Origin of the sequence: Acinetobacter sp. GWC1_38_13, from assembly GCF_001767535.1 — a bacterium.
GTDB classification, from domain to species: domain Bacteria; phylum Pseudomonadota; class Gammaproteobacteria; order Pseudomonadales; family Moraxellaceae; genus Acinetobacter; species Acinetobacter junii.
On sequence record NZ_MELG01000012.1, the window covers coordinates 5,237 to 20,947 of the forward strand.

The 15,711-nt window shown below is 36.6% G+C and carries 19 protein-coding genes and 1 pseudogene; 3 read left to right on the forward strand and 17 right to left on the reverse strand.

The window, feature by feature from the left end; genetic code table 11:
- A pseudogene (locus A2003_RS01165) lies at positions 1-382 on the reverse strand (AraC family transcriptional regulator ligand-binding domain-containing protein); the annotation flags it as partial.
- 155 nt (positions 383-537) lie between these two features.
- On the opposite strand from A2003_RS01165, the gene A2003_RS01170 reads away from it, so the two are divergent.
- Both A2003_RS01170 and A2003_RS01175 read left to right on the forward strand, forming a co-directional pair.
- Entirely contained in the window at positions 538-2,052 is a 1,515-nt protein-coding gene (locus A2003_RS01170) for a flavin-containing monooxygenase (protein ID WP_286686714.1), read from the forward strand.
- Between the two features lie 47 nt (positions 2,053-2,099).
- On the forward strand, positions 2,100-3,017 hold the full coding sequence (locus A2003_RS01175; protein WP_004911460.1) for a LysO family transporter: 918 nt from the start codon (positions 2,100-2,102) through the stop codon (positions 3,015-3,017).
- Positions 3,018-3,026: 9 nt separating this feature from the next.
- Here the strand turns inward: A2003_RS01175 and pyrF are convergent, their stop codons facing one another.
- Entirely contained in the window at positions 3,027-3,728 is a 702-nt protein-coding gene (pyrF, locus tag A2003_RS01180; protein WP_233738819.1) for an orotidine-5'-phosphate decarboxylase, read from the reverse strand.
- 162 nt (positions 3,729-3,890) lie between these two features.
- Between pyrF and A2003_RS01185 the strand changes: the two genes are divergently transcribed.
- Complete coding sequence (locus A2003_RS01185; protein WP_286686715.1) at positions 3,891-4,406, forward strand: hypothetical protein; 516 nt, start codon at positions 3,891-3,893, stop codon at positions 4,404-4,406.
- 239 nt (positions 4,407-4,645) lie between these two features.
- Here the strand turns inward: A2003_RS01185 and A2003_RS01190 are convergent, their stop codons facing one another.
- The 15 genes from A2003_RS01190 to A2003_RS01260 form a co-directional block, all read right to left on the reverse strand.
- Entirely contained in the window at positions 4,646-5,008 is a 363-nt protein-coding gene (locus tag A2003_RS01190) for a lipopolysaccharide assembly protein LapA domain-containing protein (protein WP_004911472.1), read from the reverse strand.
- 30 nt (positions 5,009-5,038) lie between these two features.
- Entirely contained in the window at positions 5,039-5,341 is a 303-nt protein-coding gene (locus A2003_RS01195; protein ID WP_004911476.1) for an integration host factor subunit beta, read from the reverse strand.
- A gap of 157 nt (positions 5,342-5,498) precedes the next feature.
- Positions 5,499-7,181, reverse strand: coding sequence for a 30S ribosomal protein S1 (rpsA, locus tag A2003_RS01200; protein ID WP_004954100.1), 1,683 nt, complete (start codon positions 7,179-7,181; stop codon positions 5,499-5,501).
- A 114-nt stretch (positions 7,182-7,295) separates the two neighbouring features.
- Positions 7,296-7,976, reverse strand: a complete 681-nt coding sequence (gene cmk / locus A2003_RS01205; RefSeq protein ID WP_004962168.1) for a (d)CMP kinase — start codon at positions 7,974-7,976, stop codon at positions 7,296-7,298.
- A gap of 10 nt (positions 7,977-7,986) precedes the next feature.
- Positions 7,987-8,427 carry an SRPBCC family protein gene (locus A2003_RS01210; protein ID WP_004962173.1) on the reverse strand — a complete coding sequence of 147 codons (441 nt, stop codon included), beginning with the start codon at positions 8,425-8,427 and terminating at the stop codon, positions 7,987-7,989.
- A 66-nt stretch (positions 8,428-8,493) separates the two neighbouring features.
- Entirely contained in the window at positions 8,494-8,997 is a 504-nt protein-coding gene (gene tadA / locus A2003_RS01215) for a tRNA adenosine(34) deaminase TadA (protein WP_286686716.1), read from the reverse strand.
- Positions 8,998-9,003: 6 nt separating this feature from the next.
- Positions 9,004-10,128 (reverse strand): enoyl-CoA hydratase/isomerase family protein, encoded by a 1,125-nt coding sequence (locus A2003_RS01220; RefSeq protein ID WP_171053792.1) that lies wholly within the window; start codon positions 10,126-10,128, stop codon positions 9,004-9,006.
- On the reverse strand, positions 10,125-10,838 hold the full coding sequence (gene ung / locus A2003_RS01225) for a uracil-DNA glycosylase (RefSeq protein WP_004911491.1): 714 nt from the start codon (positions 10,836-10,838) through the stop codon (positions 10,125-10,127). Before ung ends, A2003_RS01220 begins: the two co-directional genes overlap by 4 nt.
- A gap of 38 nt (positions 10,839-10,876) precedes the next feature.
- Entirely contained in the window at positions 10,877-11,473 is a 597-nt protein-coding gene (locus A2003_RS01230) for a 6-pyruvoyl trahydropterin synthase family protein (RefSeq protein ID WP_004954093.1), read from the reverse strand.
- Between the two features lie 106 nt (positions 11,474-11,579).
- Positions 11,580-12,539, reverse strand: a complete 960-nt coding sequence (gene gspK / locus A2003_RS01235; RefSeq protein ID WP_039047969.1) for a type II secretion system minor pseudopilin GspK — start codon at positions 12,537-12,539, stop codon at positions 11,580-11,582.
- Entirely contained in the window at positions 12,536-13,264 is a 729-nt protein-coding gene (gene gspJ, locus A2003_RS01240; protein ID WP_228134839.1) for a type II secretion system minor pseudopilin GspJ, read from the reverse strand. The genes gspK and gspJ overlap by 4 nt, the downstream gene beginning before the upstream one ends.
- Positions 13,261-13,734: a type II secretion system minor pseudopilin GspI gene (gene gspI, locus A2003_RS01245; RefSeq protein WP_228134840.1), complete on the reverse strand. Its 474-nt coding sequence runs from the start codon at positions 13,732-13,734 to the stop codon at positions 13,261-13,263. The genes gspJ and gspI overlap by 4 nt, the downstream gene beginning before the upstream one ends.
- Before the next feature lie 13 nt (positions 13,735-13,747).
- A complete protein-coding gene (locus tag A2003_RS01250; protein WP_039047968.1) occupies positions 13,748-14,296 on the reverse strand; it encodes a prepilin-type N-terminal cleavage/methylation domain-containing protein in 549 nt (182 codons plus the stop codon).
- 12 nt (positions 14,297-14,308) lie between these two features.
- Positions 14,309-14,917, reverse strand: coding sequence for a TetR/AcrR family transcriptional regulator (locus A2003_RS01255; protein WP_039047967.1), 609 nt, complete (start codon positions 14,915-14,917; stop codon positions 14,309-14,311).
- Between the two features lie 38 nt (positions 14,918-14,955).
- The coding region (locus A2003_RS01260) for a TatD family hydrolase (RefSeq protein ID WP_286686717.1) at positions 14,956-15,711 on the reverse strand (756 nt) is incomplete at its 5' end.

Here is a 15,711-nt window from a genome sequence, read left to right on the forward strand (position 1 = left end):
TATTCAAATCTATTGGTGTATAAAACAAATAAATTTTATTATCGGTAATATTTAGCTGCAGCGAACCAAACAAATGTGTAAGTTTCTGAAAGCGTATACCGTTCAAAAGTGCTTTATGTAAGCTTTCACTAGTGACTAGTAACATCAAAAAAGGACCGTAACCAGCTAATGCATAGTGCTGACCTATTTCGAGACCTTGTTCTGGATATATATCCTCGCTAATATGTTTTAAGATATCCCATTCGATTTCGTCTGGAATTATTGTACTTGGATCTAAAGCGTCAGCATGTATCCCCATATTTGCCAAACGTGCGTCTACATCTATCCCAACATGTCGCATGCCTTGAATTAAATACATCAATCCGAGGATAGATCGCTTCATAATCCCAATTACTATTCACTAAACTTTAATGTTTTACTCGAAATATACAAATAAGTGTATTGCCGAAATGATCAAGTTTTGCGTCTGTACAATCATATTTAATCTCACCAAAACCTTTAAACTTGCACAAAATTTAGATGTGTAGGGCGTGGACTATGCGTGATCAAACCAAAGATGCTATTCAAAAAACAAAAGTTGCAATTATCGGTGCAGGTTTTGGTGGTTTAGCAATGAGTATTCGACTATTACAAAGCCAAATCAATGATTTTGTAATATTAGAAAAAACCAACGATGTTGGTGGTACATGGAGAGAGAACCAATATCCAGGGGCAGCTTGTGATGTTCAATCACACATGTATTCTCTATCGTTTGCGCCTAAAACAGATTGGTCAAAGCGTTATGCTGAGGCTGATGAGATTTTTGATTATATTCAAGAAATCACAACTCAATACAAGCTAAGAGACTATTGTAAGTTCAATCATGAAGTTACCAATGCTACATTTGATGAAAATCGTAATGTTTGGACTTTAAAATTTAAAGACCAACCTACACTTGAAGCTCAATTTGTAATTTTCGCATCTGGCCCATTACATGTTCCACAAATTCCACATTTAAAAGGAATTGAAAACTTCAAAGGTAAAGTTTTCCACTCTTCTCAGTGGGATCACAATTATGATTTGAATGGTAAATCTGTAGCTTCAATTGGTACTGGTGGAAGTGCGATTCAGTATATTCCTGAAATTGCAAAAGATGTTAAACAACTTTATGTGTTCCAACGTACAGCAGCTTGGGTGATTCCACGTGATGAACGTAAATACTCTCAACTAAGCAAATCTTTATTCAAAGCATCAAATATCTATCGTCAAATTCATCGTAGTCGTTTGTATTGGACAAATGAGTCACGAGTTGTGCCAATTGTACAACCACAAATCATGAAATATGGTCAAAAGCTTGCTGAAGCCTTTATCCGCTTCCAAGTAAAAGATAAAGAACTCGCTAAAAAACTTACTCCAGATTTCGTAATGGGCTGTAAGCGAATTCTAATCTCAAATAAATATTTCCCTACATTCAATCGTAAAAATGTTGAACTAGTCACTGATGGCGTTCAAGAAATTACAGCGAATGGAATCGTGACTAAAGATGGCAAAGAACGTCAAATCGACTGTCTGATTTATGGTACTGGATTTATTACTGATCCACGTATCTATCTCAAACACTTTGATTGCTTTGGTCGTAACGGTATTGAGCTGAAACAAGCTTGGAAAGATGGTGCAGAAAGCTATTATGGTATTGCAATCAAGAATTTCCCTAATTTATTCCAATTATTAGGTCCGAATACAATCCTTGGTCACAACTCTGTAATTTTTATGATTGAGTCACAAGTAAATTATATTTTACAGTTAATTCAAACTGTTGATAGCACTAAAACTCAAGCTGTTGAAGTTAAGCATGCTGTTCAAGATCAATTTAACGATCGCGTACAAGAGCAGTTAAAAGGCACTGTTTGGCAAGCCGGCGGATGCAGTAGTTGGTATCAAGCTGCTGATGGAAAGAATTTCTCATTATGGCCGACGTACACTTGGAAATATTGGTTAGAGACTCGCAAAGTAAATGTTGCTGACTATAATTTCCTTAATAACTCAGCAATTACGAAAACAAATGCAGCGTAGTCAATAATTCTTCATAATAAGCAGGTTATTCGTAACCTGCTTTTTTTATGCAATCTGTCATTTTAATTTTTCAAATTTTTATTGCAATTAGCTTAGGCTATTTTATTGCACCAAGACTTTCTAAAAATTTGAACAATCTCATTTTTAAAATTCTTCCATATTTTTCATATGTGTTATTGGTCAGTGTTGCTTTTGAATTGACACAAGCACTCAACCATATTGACAACCCGACCACAATCCTCCCTCCTGCACTTTTAATAGCTTTTACCACCTCTATTTTCGCATTTGGTATTTGTTTAATTACATATAAACTTATTGATCGGCAAAGCGTACAAGGCAAAATTTCATTTAATCTTTTTTTTAACGCCTTAAAAAATATAGCGAAAGCTTTTTTAGCATTAGGAATTGGTATTCTTTTAGGGCTAATAATTAACCATAACAATATACAGTTTACATTTAATAGCTGGTATCTACTTTTAGTTTTTATCTTTTTAATCGGCATCGAACTCGCACATACACAGTTTGATCGTAGTTGGTTAAGTTGGAAAATACTCTTAGTACCATTTGCTGCATTTGTAGGTTCATGCTTGGCGTCTATATTAAATTATTATCTTTTACCTAAAGCCTTTAAGTTAAATGAAGTTTTAGCTTTATCACAGGGTTATGGCTGGTATTCAATGTCTAGCATTCTATTTACTGAATTGCATTCTGCAAAGTATGGAGGGATTGCCTTACTCACTGATTTATTCCGTGAAATTTTTGCAATTTTATTAATGTATTGCTTAGGTTGGCGTTTTCCTCGTTCCGCGATATCGAGTGCAGGTGCAACATCTATGGATGTCACTTTGGCTATGGTCAAGCAATCATGCGGAACTCATTACGTACCGCATGCAATGATGAGCGGGCTAATATTATCTTTATTAGCTCCACTCTTGATCAGCTTATTTCTGAATCTAAAAATCTAATTTATTGAATTAGATGGAAGCTGAAGCTAAAATAGATTTTAACATTTCAGTTGGTTGAGCCGCCTTGGTAATTGGGCGGCCAATTACTAAATGAGTAGATCCATCAAGCATCGCTTGCTTAGGTGTTACGATTCGTTTTTGATCATCTGCATTTGTACCTTCAGGTCGAATACCAGGTGTAACTAAAGCAAAATCTTGACCCAGCATTTCACGAAGAATTTTAGCTTCTTGAGCTGAACAAACCACTCCATCCAAACCACTATCTTTAGTAAGCTTTGCTAGACGTTTTACATGATCAACAGGTTCGACATCTAAACCGATATCAAACAAATCTTCTCTACCCATAGATGTAAGAACAGTCACAGCGATTAATTGTGTTTGGTACTGACCTGCTTTAAGACGTTCTACACAAGTTTCCATCATCTTGCGACCACCTGAAGCATGAACATTTACCATCCATACTCCAAGATCAGCAGCAGCACAAACAGCTTGCGCTGTCGTATTTGGAATATCGTGAAACTTAAGATCGAGAAAAACTTCAAAACCTGTATCTTGTAATTTTTTTACAATCGATGGACCTTCATGCGTGAAAAGCTCTTTGCCCACTTTTACTCGACAAAGTGTTGGATCAAGTTGTTCAACAATAGTCATAGCTTCGTATTGGCTTTTTGCATCTAATGCAACAATGATACTCAAGAGCTTTTCTTCCAAGTCAGTTAAAAGCGCTATTATAAATAGGTTTTTGCAGAAGTGTAAAATATGATTAGCAGGTCTTTGCTTGATGTATGTGCATAACCGCTACAATTTAAAAATAAAACAAATGGTAAAATAAGTTATATTTTAATCCTAAAATAACGACAATAAGGAATAATAATGCAAGCTATCAAATCGACAGTACAGCACAAAAAAATACAGTTTAGCAATCATCACTTCTTTCATATTCTTAAAAATGAAGATCTGACAATTGATCAAAGGTTAAAATTTTTACCAGATTTAGCTCACTTTATTATGAGTTTTTCAGATCTTAATAAATATGTCTTACCTTATGCAAACCCACAGAATAAATACGAAGAGGCAATAAACCTACATTGCAAGGAAGATGCAAACCATTGGCCTTGGTATCTATATGATCTAAAAAAACTAAATTTAGATCAGTCTCAATTATTGAGCGATACATTAAAATATTTATGGGGAGATGAAATGTCCCCTAGTAGAAAATTATCGTATGAGTTAGTTTCACTAACCTCAAATCAATGTCCTTTTATTCGATATGTTGCTATTGAAGTGATGGAGGCTACAGGAAATGTTGTATTCAATGTTCTTAATGAGATAACTAAAGAGACACATCTAAATCTAAAATTTTGTAGTGAAATACATTTATCACATTAGACTGGGCATACTATTGGTGCTGGAACAGATGTTTTTGATGATTATCCAACGTCTACAGATATAAAATTAAAATCGATTATCGTGATTGAAAAAAGCTTTAATGCTTTTGCCAAATTTATGGATCAGCTAGAAAATAAATTAAAAGAATAGGTCTTTGGTTGAAGATTTAAAATTAAAAGCGTCTAAAAATACAAAAAGGCTATTTCACTTATGAAATAGCCTTTCGAATATTAAAAATATTAAAACGTTGTCGTTTTATCATTGGCGTGAACATCTAAAACAGTTTTCTCATGCCGAACACTCGAAGCAGCTTCAGCTGCAGCTTGCTGAGCAAGTTGAATCTGTTCTTTTCTCAAATGATCAATATCTTTACGCAAGCGCTTAATTTCCCAACTATTTTGAAAAACTCGGAAAACTTGTACACCCAGTAATAATCCAACCACGACACCTAAAGCAAGTGTTAACAAAAGCAATAAACCTAATCGCATCGCTGGAACTTGAGTAAATAATAAATCTACTTGCAATTCAGCTGGATTCTGTAAAACTAATGCTAATGCGTAACCAAATATAGCAACAAGTAATGCAATTAATACATAGCGCATAATTGGCACCTCACTTATTTAATTTATTTTTTATTTAATTGACTCGTTTACTGCATCACGAAGAGCTTTACCTGGTTTGAAGTGTGGTACTGCTTTTGCTGCAACATCAACTGCCTTACCAGTTTTAGGATTACGGCCTAGACGTGGTTCACGATGATGTAATGCAAAGCTACCAAAACCACGAATCTCAATACGATCACCACTCGAGAGCGCTTCAATCATTTGATCAATCATGATCTTAACTGCATCCTCAACCAAAGGCTCAGCTAAGTGTGGGTTTTTAAGTGCAATCCGTTCAATTAAATCAGATTTATTAAGTGCTTCAGTCGTCATTGATGACCTCTTTAATTATCGCTACTTTTCAATGTTTTTAATAATAACCTGTTTAAATACAAAACGGTAGCGCAGTACATGAATACTACGCTACCGTTTACAGTATTTTTGTATAAAAAAGTACATCTCTGTTACAAGAAATGTACTTTTTAACAAATTACTTCATTTGAGCTTTAATTAAGTCACCAATAGTCTTAGGACCATTGCTTTCTGCAGCTTGAGTTGCAGCAGCTTGGCGAGCGTTGTTTACAGCTTCTTTCTCTTCAGCTTCGTCTTTCGCTTTGATAGACAAGTTGATAGAACGAGACTTACGATCAACGTTGATGATCTTCGCTTCAACTTCTTGACCAACTTCTAAGAACTTAGTTGCATCTTCAACGCGGTCACGATTGATTTCAGAAGCTTTAAGAGTTGCTTCGATGTCATCAGCTAATTTAACTGTAGCACCTTTAGCATCAACAGCTGTAACAGTACCTTTAACTAAAGCACCACGTTCATTCGCAGCTAAGAAATCATTGAATGGATCGCTGTTTAATTGCTTGATACCAAGGCTGATACGGTTACCTTCAGCATCTACAGATAAGATAACTGCTTCAACTGTGTCACCTTTCTTGTAACGACGGATAGCTTCTTCACCTTGTTCGTTCCAAGAAATATCAGACAAGTGAACTAAACCGTCGATACCACCAGATAAACCGATGAAGATACCGAAGTCAGTAATAGACTTGATCGTACCAGAAACTTTTTCGCCTTTCTCATGAGATTTAGCAAACTCTTCCCATGGGTTAGCACGAGTTTGTTTGATACCTAAAGAAATACGACGACGTTCTTCGTCAACTTCAAGAACCATAACATCAACTTCATCACCAATCTGAACTACTTTAGATGGGTGGATGTTTTTGTTTGTGTGGTCCATTTCAGAAACGTGTACTAAACCTTCAACGCCTTCTGCGATTTCAGCAAAGCAACCGTAGTCAGTTAAGTTAGTAACGCGCGCTTTAACGATAGAACCTTTAGGGTAACGGCTCATGATCGCTAACCATGGATCTTCGCCTAATTGCTTAAGACCTAAAGATACACGATTACGCTCGCGGTCAAATTTAAGTACTTTAACTGTAACTTCTTGACCAACTTCAACAACTTCTGAAGGGTGTTTGATGCGTTTCCAAGCCATATCTGTGATATGAAGAAGACCATCAATACCACCAAGATCAACGAATGCACCGTAGTCAGTAAGGTTCTTAATAGTACCAGTAACTGTTTGACCTTCTTCAAGTTGAGCAAGTAATGCTTCACGGTCAGCAGAAGATTCAGCTTCCATAACAGCACGACGAGATACAACAACGTTGTTACGTTTAGCATCAAGCTTGATTACTTTGAACTCTAACTCTTTACCTTCAAGGTGAGTTGTGTCACGAATAGGACGAGTGTCAACTAAAGAACCTGGTAAGAATGCACGTACAGGACCGATGTCAACAGTGAAACCGCCTTTAACCTTACCAGAGATAACACCAGTAACGATTTCGCCGTCTTCAAAGATTTTCTCAAGTTTAGTCCAAGTTTCAGCACGTTTCGCTTTTTCACGTGACAAAACAGTTTGACCCATACCGTTGTCAAGCGCTTCAACAACTACGTCAACAGTATCGCCAACTTGAACTTCAAGTTCACGTTGTTCATTTAAAAATTCAGCACGATCAACAACGCCTTCAGATTTAAGGCCAGTGTCGACAGTAACCCAGTCAGAATCGATACTAACAACAGTACCTTGGATGACTGCACCCTTTTCAACGTTGAGGTTTAATTCACTTTCTTCAAAGAGGGCTGCAAAAGATTCGGTCATGATATACCTGATAAAGTCAGCGGTCTTGGATCAGACAAGGCCGGTTAAGTTAAGTTGTTACATTGTCCAAAAGATCTGATCAAGCAATGCTTCAACTGAAAGTTAAATCAATATCTATTTTATACGACTGTCGATATAGTCAACCATGAGCTTAAATACTTCATCGATACCTATCTCAGAGCTATCAACGATATAAGCATCTTCGGCCGGCTTGAGTGGAGCAACAGTACGCTCCATATCTCGCTTATCTCTAGCCTGTATGTTAGATAAAATGTCGCTTATTTTAGCATCAAGCCCCATACCCTGCAACTGTTTTACACGTCGCTCCGCTCGTGATTGTGCTGATGCGGTGAGATAAATTTTTGCCTGAGCTTCGGGAAAAATAGAAGTTGCCATATCACGACCATCAGCAACCAATCCTGGAGACTGGATAAAAGCTCTTTGACGATCAAATAACGCTTTACGTAATGCTGGAATTGCTGCAACTTTAGAAGCATATTCCCCCACTTCCTCTGTGCGTATCACATTCGTCACATCAGCACCATCGAGTAGAATAATCGTGGAAGATTCTGTTGATTTAAATTCGATATTTAAATAAGTTGCAATTTCGACACATTCATCCAACTTAGTTTCAAGTTGCTCTAATAAGTTTTTTTGAGCCAAAGACAGTCCAAGTAAACGATATAACGCACCAGAATCCAATAAATTATATTGGTAATGTGCAGCAATCTTAGCAGCTAACGTACCTTTTCCAGATCCGCTTGGACCATCAATCGTAATAATATGAACTGTCATTATCTTCTCTTTATGGAGCAACTGATTTCGCTAGTTTTGAGAAACCTAGTGTAATTGCTGCTTTAAGTTGTGCAAGAATTAATTTACTCACAAAAGGTGCTTTTGCTGTAAATTCAATCTTGTAAGTTACCAATGTTACGTAAGGTGTAATTTCTTTGAAATCAATTTGACCCAAATGATGCTTTACAAGTGGATTGTTAATCAACTTATACTCAATACGTTTATTTTCTTCCAATAATGTAATTTCTTCTTGCAATGGTTTTACAGGACCAAATCCCATTCGACGAACCGACCCAATTCCATCTAGACGTTTTGGATCAGCCGAATCTTTAACTCGTACCACTTGTAATGGAGCAAAAGCTTTATTATAAGTTGCGTGTTTTGACAATAAATCAAACACTTCTGAAAGAGGTGCATGAAACTCTTTTTTTACAGTGATTGCATTACGCATAGCTTTGCCTTTTTTAATTTGACCAAAATCATCGCGGCTTAGTTTGCCACAACTCAAAAGACATGTTTAATCATTTAAGGACGTTTTAGATAAATAGGCTTGCTTCTTTTCTTTTCTTCTTTGCTTAAAAAAATCACTTAGTTGAGCTGAACATTGTTGTTGTAAACAACCTTGTTCAAATACAAATTTATGGTTGTAATAGCCATTATCTAACAATTGACGAGCACTAACAACAGAACCAGCTTTTGGCTCAGTCGTTGCAAAAATTACTTTTTGAATTCTTGCATGAATCAACGCACCAACACACATGGTACAAGGTTCAAGCGTGACATATAAAACAGCATCATCTGGTAATCGATAATTTTCAATAGCTCGGCAAGCTGAGCGCAGCGCTTGAATCTCTGCATGTGCAGTAGGATCAGACAATTGGATAGGTGCATTGTAACCTGAGCCAATGATTTTATCTTGACTCACGATTACAGCGCCAACAGGTATTTCACCTTGTGATGCTGCGATTGCAGCCCGCTCGTAGGCAAACTGCATCCAATATTCATCTTTATTAACAGTCATATCTACTTAAGAAATTACACCATATTGTCTTAATAACGCATTCCAACTATCAATTGTTGTAATTGGTGGACAATCAGACAATATATCTTTCAAAGTGATTTTTTCAGCAGACTTCCATTCAGGTGAAAGATCCTTATCAACCAAACGTGCTCGCACACCCTCAACGAAATCAGGATGACGAATCTTCCAATCAGAAATTTGTGACTCTAAAGCAAAAACCTCATCCCATGCATGACCTTGTTTACCCCATTGCCAAAGCAACCAAGTAATCGCAGCAGTGCTCGGAGAACCCTTCTGTAAATTCTCACTAGCTTGACGCAACCAGTCACTACTTGCATCACTCAAACCTATAATAGCTTGGTAATCATACTCAAAGCTTTGTCCACGACAAACACTATGGATAACATCAATAGAATTTTGTAATGGTCCAGAAGCAACTGGACGATGCAGGCTATTCAGGGTGTCATCGATTGCTCTAAACGCGCCAGCTGGATAATGATTCCAATCAACATTCAATACTTTTTGAAGCACATTATCACGCTGAGCTTCACAAATATGTGTCGCCCAACCAATACTGAATGCTCCAGCAGCTGTCATGATTGAACCCGTTAAACCAGTAAATAGACCAATTTGACCACGATCAGCAAGGAAGCGACTACCACCAACATCAGGATACAATCCAATATTAATCTCAGGCATAGCTAAACGAGAATATGGTGTGACCAAACGAAATGGTGCAGCCATAAATAAGCCTAGTCCGCCACCCATAACATAACCTTCACCCCAAACCACAATAGGCTTAGCATAGTTATGCAGCAGTAAATCTAGTGCATATTCTTGCTCAAAGAATTTATTAGCCGTATCAACTTCATTGTTAATAACCAATTGGCGCAATTTACGAACATCACCACCCGCACAAAATGCTTTTGGTGTAGTCGAATCAAACCAAATCGCTTTTACACTTTCATCATCATGGAAATGTTCGAACACTTTGAGTAAAGCACTTACGATCGATTCATCCAATGCGTGTAATGATTTAGGTCGGTTCAAACGAACAATACGCCAACCATTTTTAGCGTGCTCGACAATCAAATCAGGATGATAGCTATTTAAATCGGGAGAATTCATTATGCGTCCAATTGCCAGTCTATAGGCTCAATGCCATGTTGTTTCAAATATTGATTTGTTTTAGAAAACACTTTACAGCCAAAAAAACCACCTCGGTTTGCTGATAAAGGTGACGGGTGGGCTGCACTTAAAACTAAATGTTTGTTACGGTCTATGCGCTGTCCTTTACGTTGAGCATAAGCTCCCCATAATATAAATACGATACGTTCACGATGTTCATTCAACACATCAATCACATTATCAGTAAAATCTTCCCAACCTTGTTTCTGATGTGAGGTGGGTTGACCAGCTTCAACCGTCAGCACACTGTTCAGCAATAAAACACCTTGCTCAGCCCATTTACTCAAATCACCATGTCGAGAAACAGGTATGCCTAAATCAGTATTCAATTCATGAAAAATATTACGTAAAGATGGAGGTAATGCAACCCCTCTTTGTACCGAAAAACTTAAACCATTCGCCTGATTCGGTCCATGATAAGGATCCTGACCAAGTATGACGACTTTCACATGGTTAAGTGGAGTGGTGTTAAATGCATTAAAAATTTGTTTGCTTGGCGGATAAATCGTTTTTTGGGCAAGTTTCTCTTGTTGCAAAAACTCGCGTAAATTATCCATTTTTTGCCCAAGTAAAAATTCAGAAAGTGAATATTTCCAAGATTCATCAATCTGAATTTTATTTAATTTATTGAGCTGTTGTTCCGTAAATTGCATCAACTTTCCTTTATTTGAGTTCACTTAATCAAGTAAACTCAAAGTGTTACTTGTAATTCTACTTCTGGATTTTCGAACTTAATTCCTTTTTTCAAGTTCTCATATATCTGTGGATCACTCCACTCTGATACGACTTGCTCTGAAAAAACTATTTGATCCAAGCTCAATATACCCATTTGCTCATTTTCAATGTCTTCCTGAAAACTTTGGGCGTACCCCGTATCAGTCTCATGAACAATCACAGAATATACTTGAACATCACCCTCACCGTTTTGTGTTGTAGTTGAGCGAAGGACTTGTTGAGCTAAATAGAAAAAAATACGTGAAAATTGTTCGGCAGAAGGCGAAACAGGCAATGAAATCCATCTTGCACTAAATGTCTTACATGCATCGATATAAGCAGCATCATCTTTTTGCCAAAAACAAATGGCATGATCAAAACTGTCAAAAAGTTCTTTTATAACACCTTTGAGCAAACCAAAATCGTAAACCATCTGACCATGATCTAACTTTGACGCTTTGAGTAATAATTCAACTTTATAACTATGCCCATGAATCGAACGCTTACAGCGATCCGATGTACAATTGCGTACAATATGAGCATTTTCAAACTTAAATAATTTACGAATTAACATGCACCAAGCTAATCTTTATCTGCGAACGAGTTTTATTATAAAGCAAAAAAACAAGCATTGGGATTGATTTTAAACCTTGTCGATATTTGATAATTCAATTATCAAATCAATTGAAAGGTGCAAGACTTCTTGAGTAAACAATTACATGATTATCTTTTCTAGCCATAGAACTTGTGAATTGACGCTTACGCTCACTTAAAAGCACATCAATCTGTGCAGTAAAATAATTCGATTTCACATCCATTAAGCTACCTGCATCAGTTTTACTCTGCTCATCAATGCCAGAAAATGCATTCAATTTCCATAAGTCATCTAGATTATTAAAATAAGTCAAGTTTGCCTCTTTTGCTTTGATCTCCTGCTCTACCGCTTTCATATCCACCTTTGGATCCATGCTTGCTAACAATAAAGCAGGTGCAGTATTTATATTTATTTTTGTCGGTTCAGGTAAGGCCGAAACATAGGGACGAATCAAATCAAATTTTTTACCTTCGAATCCTCTAACCAATTTTAATTCTTCAACATTATGGAACTTTGTATTTGATGCTAAATATGCAGGATCCACTCCTTGATAAATACTACTTTCAGCTCCCATTGCACCTGAAGTTTCATCATCCGCATCTTGCCAATCAATGACAGCTTGACTCAACTCCGCTGGCAATCCAACTCTGACTAATAGTTTTTCAAACCACCGACGAGCGGAATCATCCACTTTTCCGTCTGGCTTAACTAAATTATTTAAATTAAATTTCCCCGAATCATCAATTAAACGTCCAGAAACTGCACCATCTTCAACTGGGAACGAAGGTATTGGTTTCGCCCAACTTTCCTGTAAATGATCAAGATTACCTGCATTTTCACTATCTTGAATCAATAATTCAGAAAAAAATGCCTCTGCGCTTTTTGCATAAAGTAAAGACTGATTTTGGCGCATCAAATAGCCAGTATTTTCAGCAGCATTGCTTTGACGTTTTGCAATTGTTGCAGCCAAAATAGTAGCCAATGCGACCATGATCAATATTGTGAGAAGTGCTATACCTTGTTCAGAAGATTTAATCTTGATCATGGTGGAGTTTCCTGATTGACCAATAACTGATTGGCATTTAATAAACTATAAATCCACTCATAATCTGAACCAGCAATCGTTAATTGAACTTTAAAACCTAATGGTAACTTCTTTAATTCATTTACATTATTTGGATCATTAATATTTTCAGGCCATTGGCTAATTTCTTGTGGATTTAAAATCAAAATTCTAAATTGATCTACATTTTCAAGTAAAGTGCTTGATACTGGTTGCACACGATTTGGAATATTTAAATTTGTATATTTCAAACGGTAAACTTTTTTTTGTTGTGCATCATATCTGTATTCTATTCGCTCATATGGTGAAAGACCTTGCTTCAATGGATCAGATACCCCAGCCTTACTAAAACTAAAACTTCGATCATTCAAAACCATAGCTGCTTGTAATTGTCGCCCATCATTTGCAGTCAATGGAATTATCTGCATGCTATCTTTTAAAAATTGCTGATAAGCATCCTGTAATTCAAATAAGTGTGTTTCATGTTCTGCATTTCTATCTTTCACTTTGATGAGATAATCAAAAACTTTCCACCCCAACATTGAAAGCACTGCAAATATCGCAATCGCAACAAGCAACTCAACTAAAGTAAAACCTAAATTACTCTTAATTTTTTTTGGTAAATAAGACTTAGTTGAACTTTGCTGACATTCTGAGACAACATTAAATCTGCAACCCAACCTCATTACAACATTCTTGATTTTCATGATGTTTTGACTTTAGCAGGATAATTAAAGAATACAAGATTGGTAATTCCTGCCTCAACTTTGCCTTGTTCAATGTTATATAAACTTACTTGTAACTCGATGCGTTGAATTTTTGGGCTTAATGTTGATTGTGCTTTTTTATCAATTTGCCAAGTTTCTCCCTGCGCAGTCACTTGTTTAGATTGTATTCCTTCAAGCCACTCTTGATTTATTTCCATGGTTGCAATTTCATTCATTGCCACAAATTGGGCTTTAGTACGCAAAATTGCATTTGAAGTTGATTGGGTATACTGCATAGCTATTTTAGTTAACGCGATTGCAGCGACCGCGAAAATAGCTAAAGCAACCATCACCTCTAACAGCGTAAAACCTTTCTGTATTTTGAGAGAATCTAGTTTAACCTCAGCAATTGTTTGAAAATTAAGACAATCTGATTTTTTATCAAGCAAACTAAATTGTCGATTAGTCATCTTACTTAAGGTATTAATTTTCATGTATTTTCCCCAAGTAATCTAATTCTAATTCATTACCGATCGGTTGCTGCTGATAATAAAATTGAATTCTCACAGGTTTAACTTCACCATTGCCAAACCAAACTAGTTGAGGAGATTTACCCCCCAGTAGATCCTCGTTGTTTGCTTTAGAGTACCGCTCAGCATCAACAACTTGTAAGCTGAATGACACGTTATCTGGTAATTGGCGAGGCTTAAATTCCTTATAAGCCTGCCATGTTTTATCAGCTTGCTGAACGAGCTGTAGGCTCTGGTCATGATATTCAAATAAATTATAGGTAAATGGCGAAACATCCGTTGCATTTTGAAAATTTAATGCAAATACCTTTGATTGATCAGCAGATTCTTTATTTATTCTTTTCAGATCAAGTATAAATAGCTCTCTGGCTTGCATTGCTTTACGCTGATCTATTCCACCAATATTCAGAACAACAAGTGATGCCATAACCGTCATGATTACAATCACCACCATGATCTCAATTAGGGTAAAACCTTGCTGTAATCGAAGTGATGATTTCATGATCATAATCAACTATGTTAATGCGTGTTCAAGCTGTTTTGGCAGCGCCAAAGCCTGTTCTATATAAGCTACACGTAGTGTGTCTCTTGAGCCCAAGTAACGCTGATAGAAACTTGAATTTAATATAACCGCAGCGCCATAGGTTAAAGACCATATCGATGCTAAATAATCTCGTGTCGTCATCTTACTATTGATATCAATCAGGTAACTCTCAGTCATACGAATAATAATGCGTAATCTTTGACGTCGAATTTTATATAATTCACTGAATAGTAGCTGTATACCTTGTCCAGTTGTTGAAAGACGTTCTTCTATTTGATGAAATAATGCGGTACGTTCAGGATGATGTAAATGATGTAGCATAAAAAAAGCTAAATGCTCCGGAAATGATTTTTCAGTATCCTGAATCATTTCCAACAGCATTTTTTCATTGCGAATGATCAGCAACATATACAACTCATCTTTGCTTTGAAAATGCTTATATAAAGTGCCTTTAGCTAAATCCAATTCTGCTGCAAGGGCATCAAGCGTCATGCCCGCTTCACCATTTTCTAATAAGAGTTGTTCAGCGATTTGAAAAATTAATGCTTCTCGTGCTCTAAACTGAGCTTGACGATCCATCTTCACGTGATAACTCTCTTTCCAAGTACTACAAACCGTTATTTAAAATTTAAGAGATTTTCAAAATTTTGCATGGTAATCATGCCAATCTCTTCAAGCGATTTATCATATACTTCACTTAGAGCTTTTGCTACATAGGGCACATATTTTGGTTCATTTGTTTTACCACGATATGGCACAGGTGCTAGATACGGACTATCTGTTTCGATTAATACACGATCAAGTGGTACTTGCTTAGCAACATCTCTAAGGGATTGAGCATTTTTGAAAGAAATGATTCCTGAAAAAGAAATATAGTAGCCACAATCTAAGACCGCTTTCGCTGTTTCCCAATCTTCTGTGAAACAATGTAATATGCCGTGTGTTGATTGCTCAGCCCGAATAATATCTACAGTGTCATGTTTTGCTGAGCGCGTATGTACAACAACAGGTTTTTTTACAATTTTTGATGCTTGTATATGCCTAGCAAAGCATTGCTTCTGATCTTCAACAAAATCAGTACTGTGATAATAATCCAAACCTGTTTCACCTAAAGCCCACACTTTCTCTGATTGAGCTAACCCGACCAAATAATCTGTTGTAGCTCGGGCCATGACATGTTGATCTTCACATGGATGAACCCCTACTGTGTAACCAACATCATCGTGTCGTGATGCAATTTCTGCCAATTTTATATGATCTTCTAAATCCACAGATATCCCCATGAACTTAGTTACGCCTGCCTGACGTGCAGCATCGAGCGCTTGATCTAGATCTCCACCGTATGGCGTGAGTTCTAACATGGTTAAATGGCA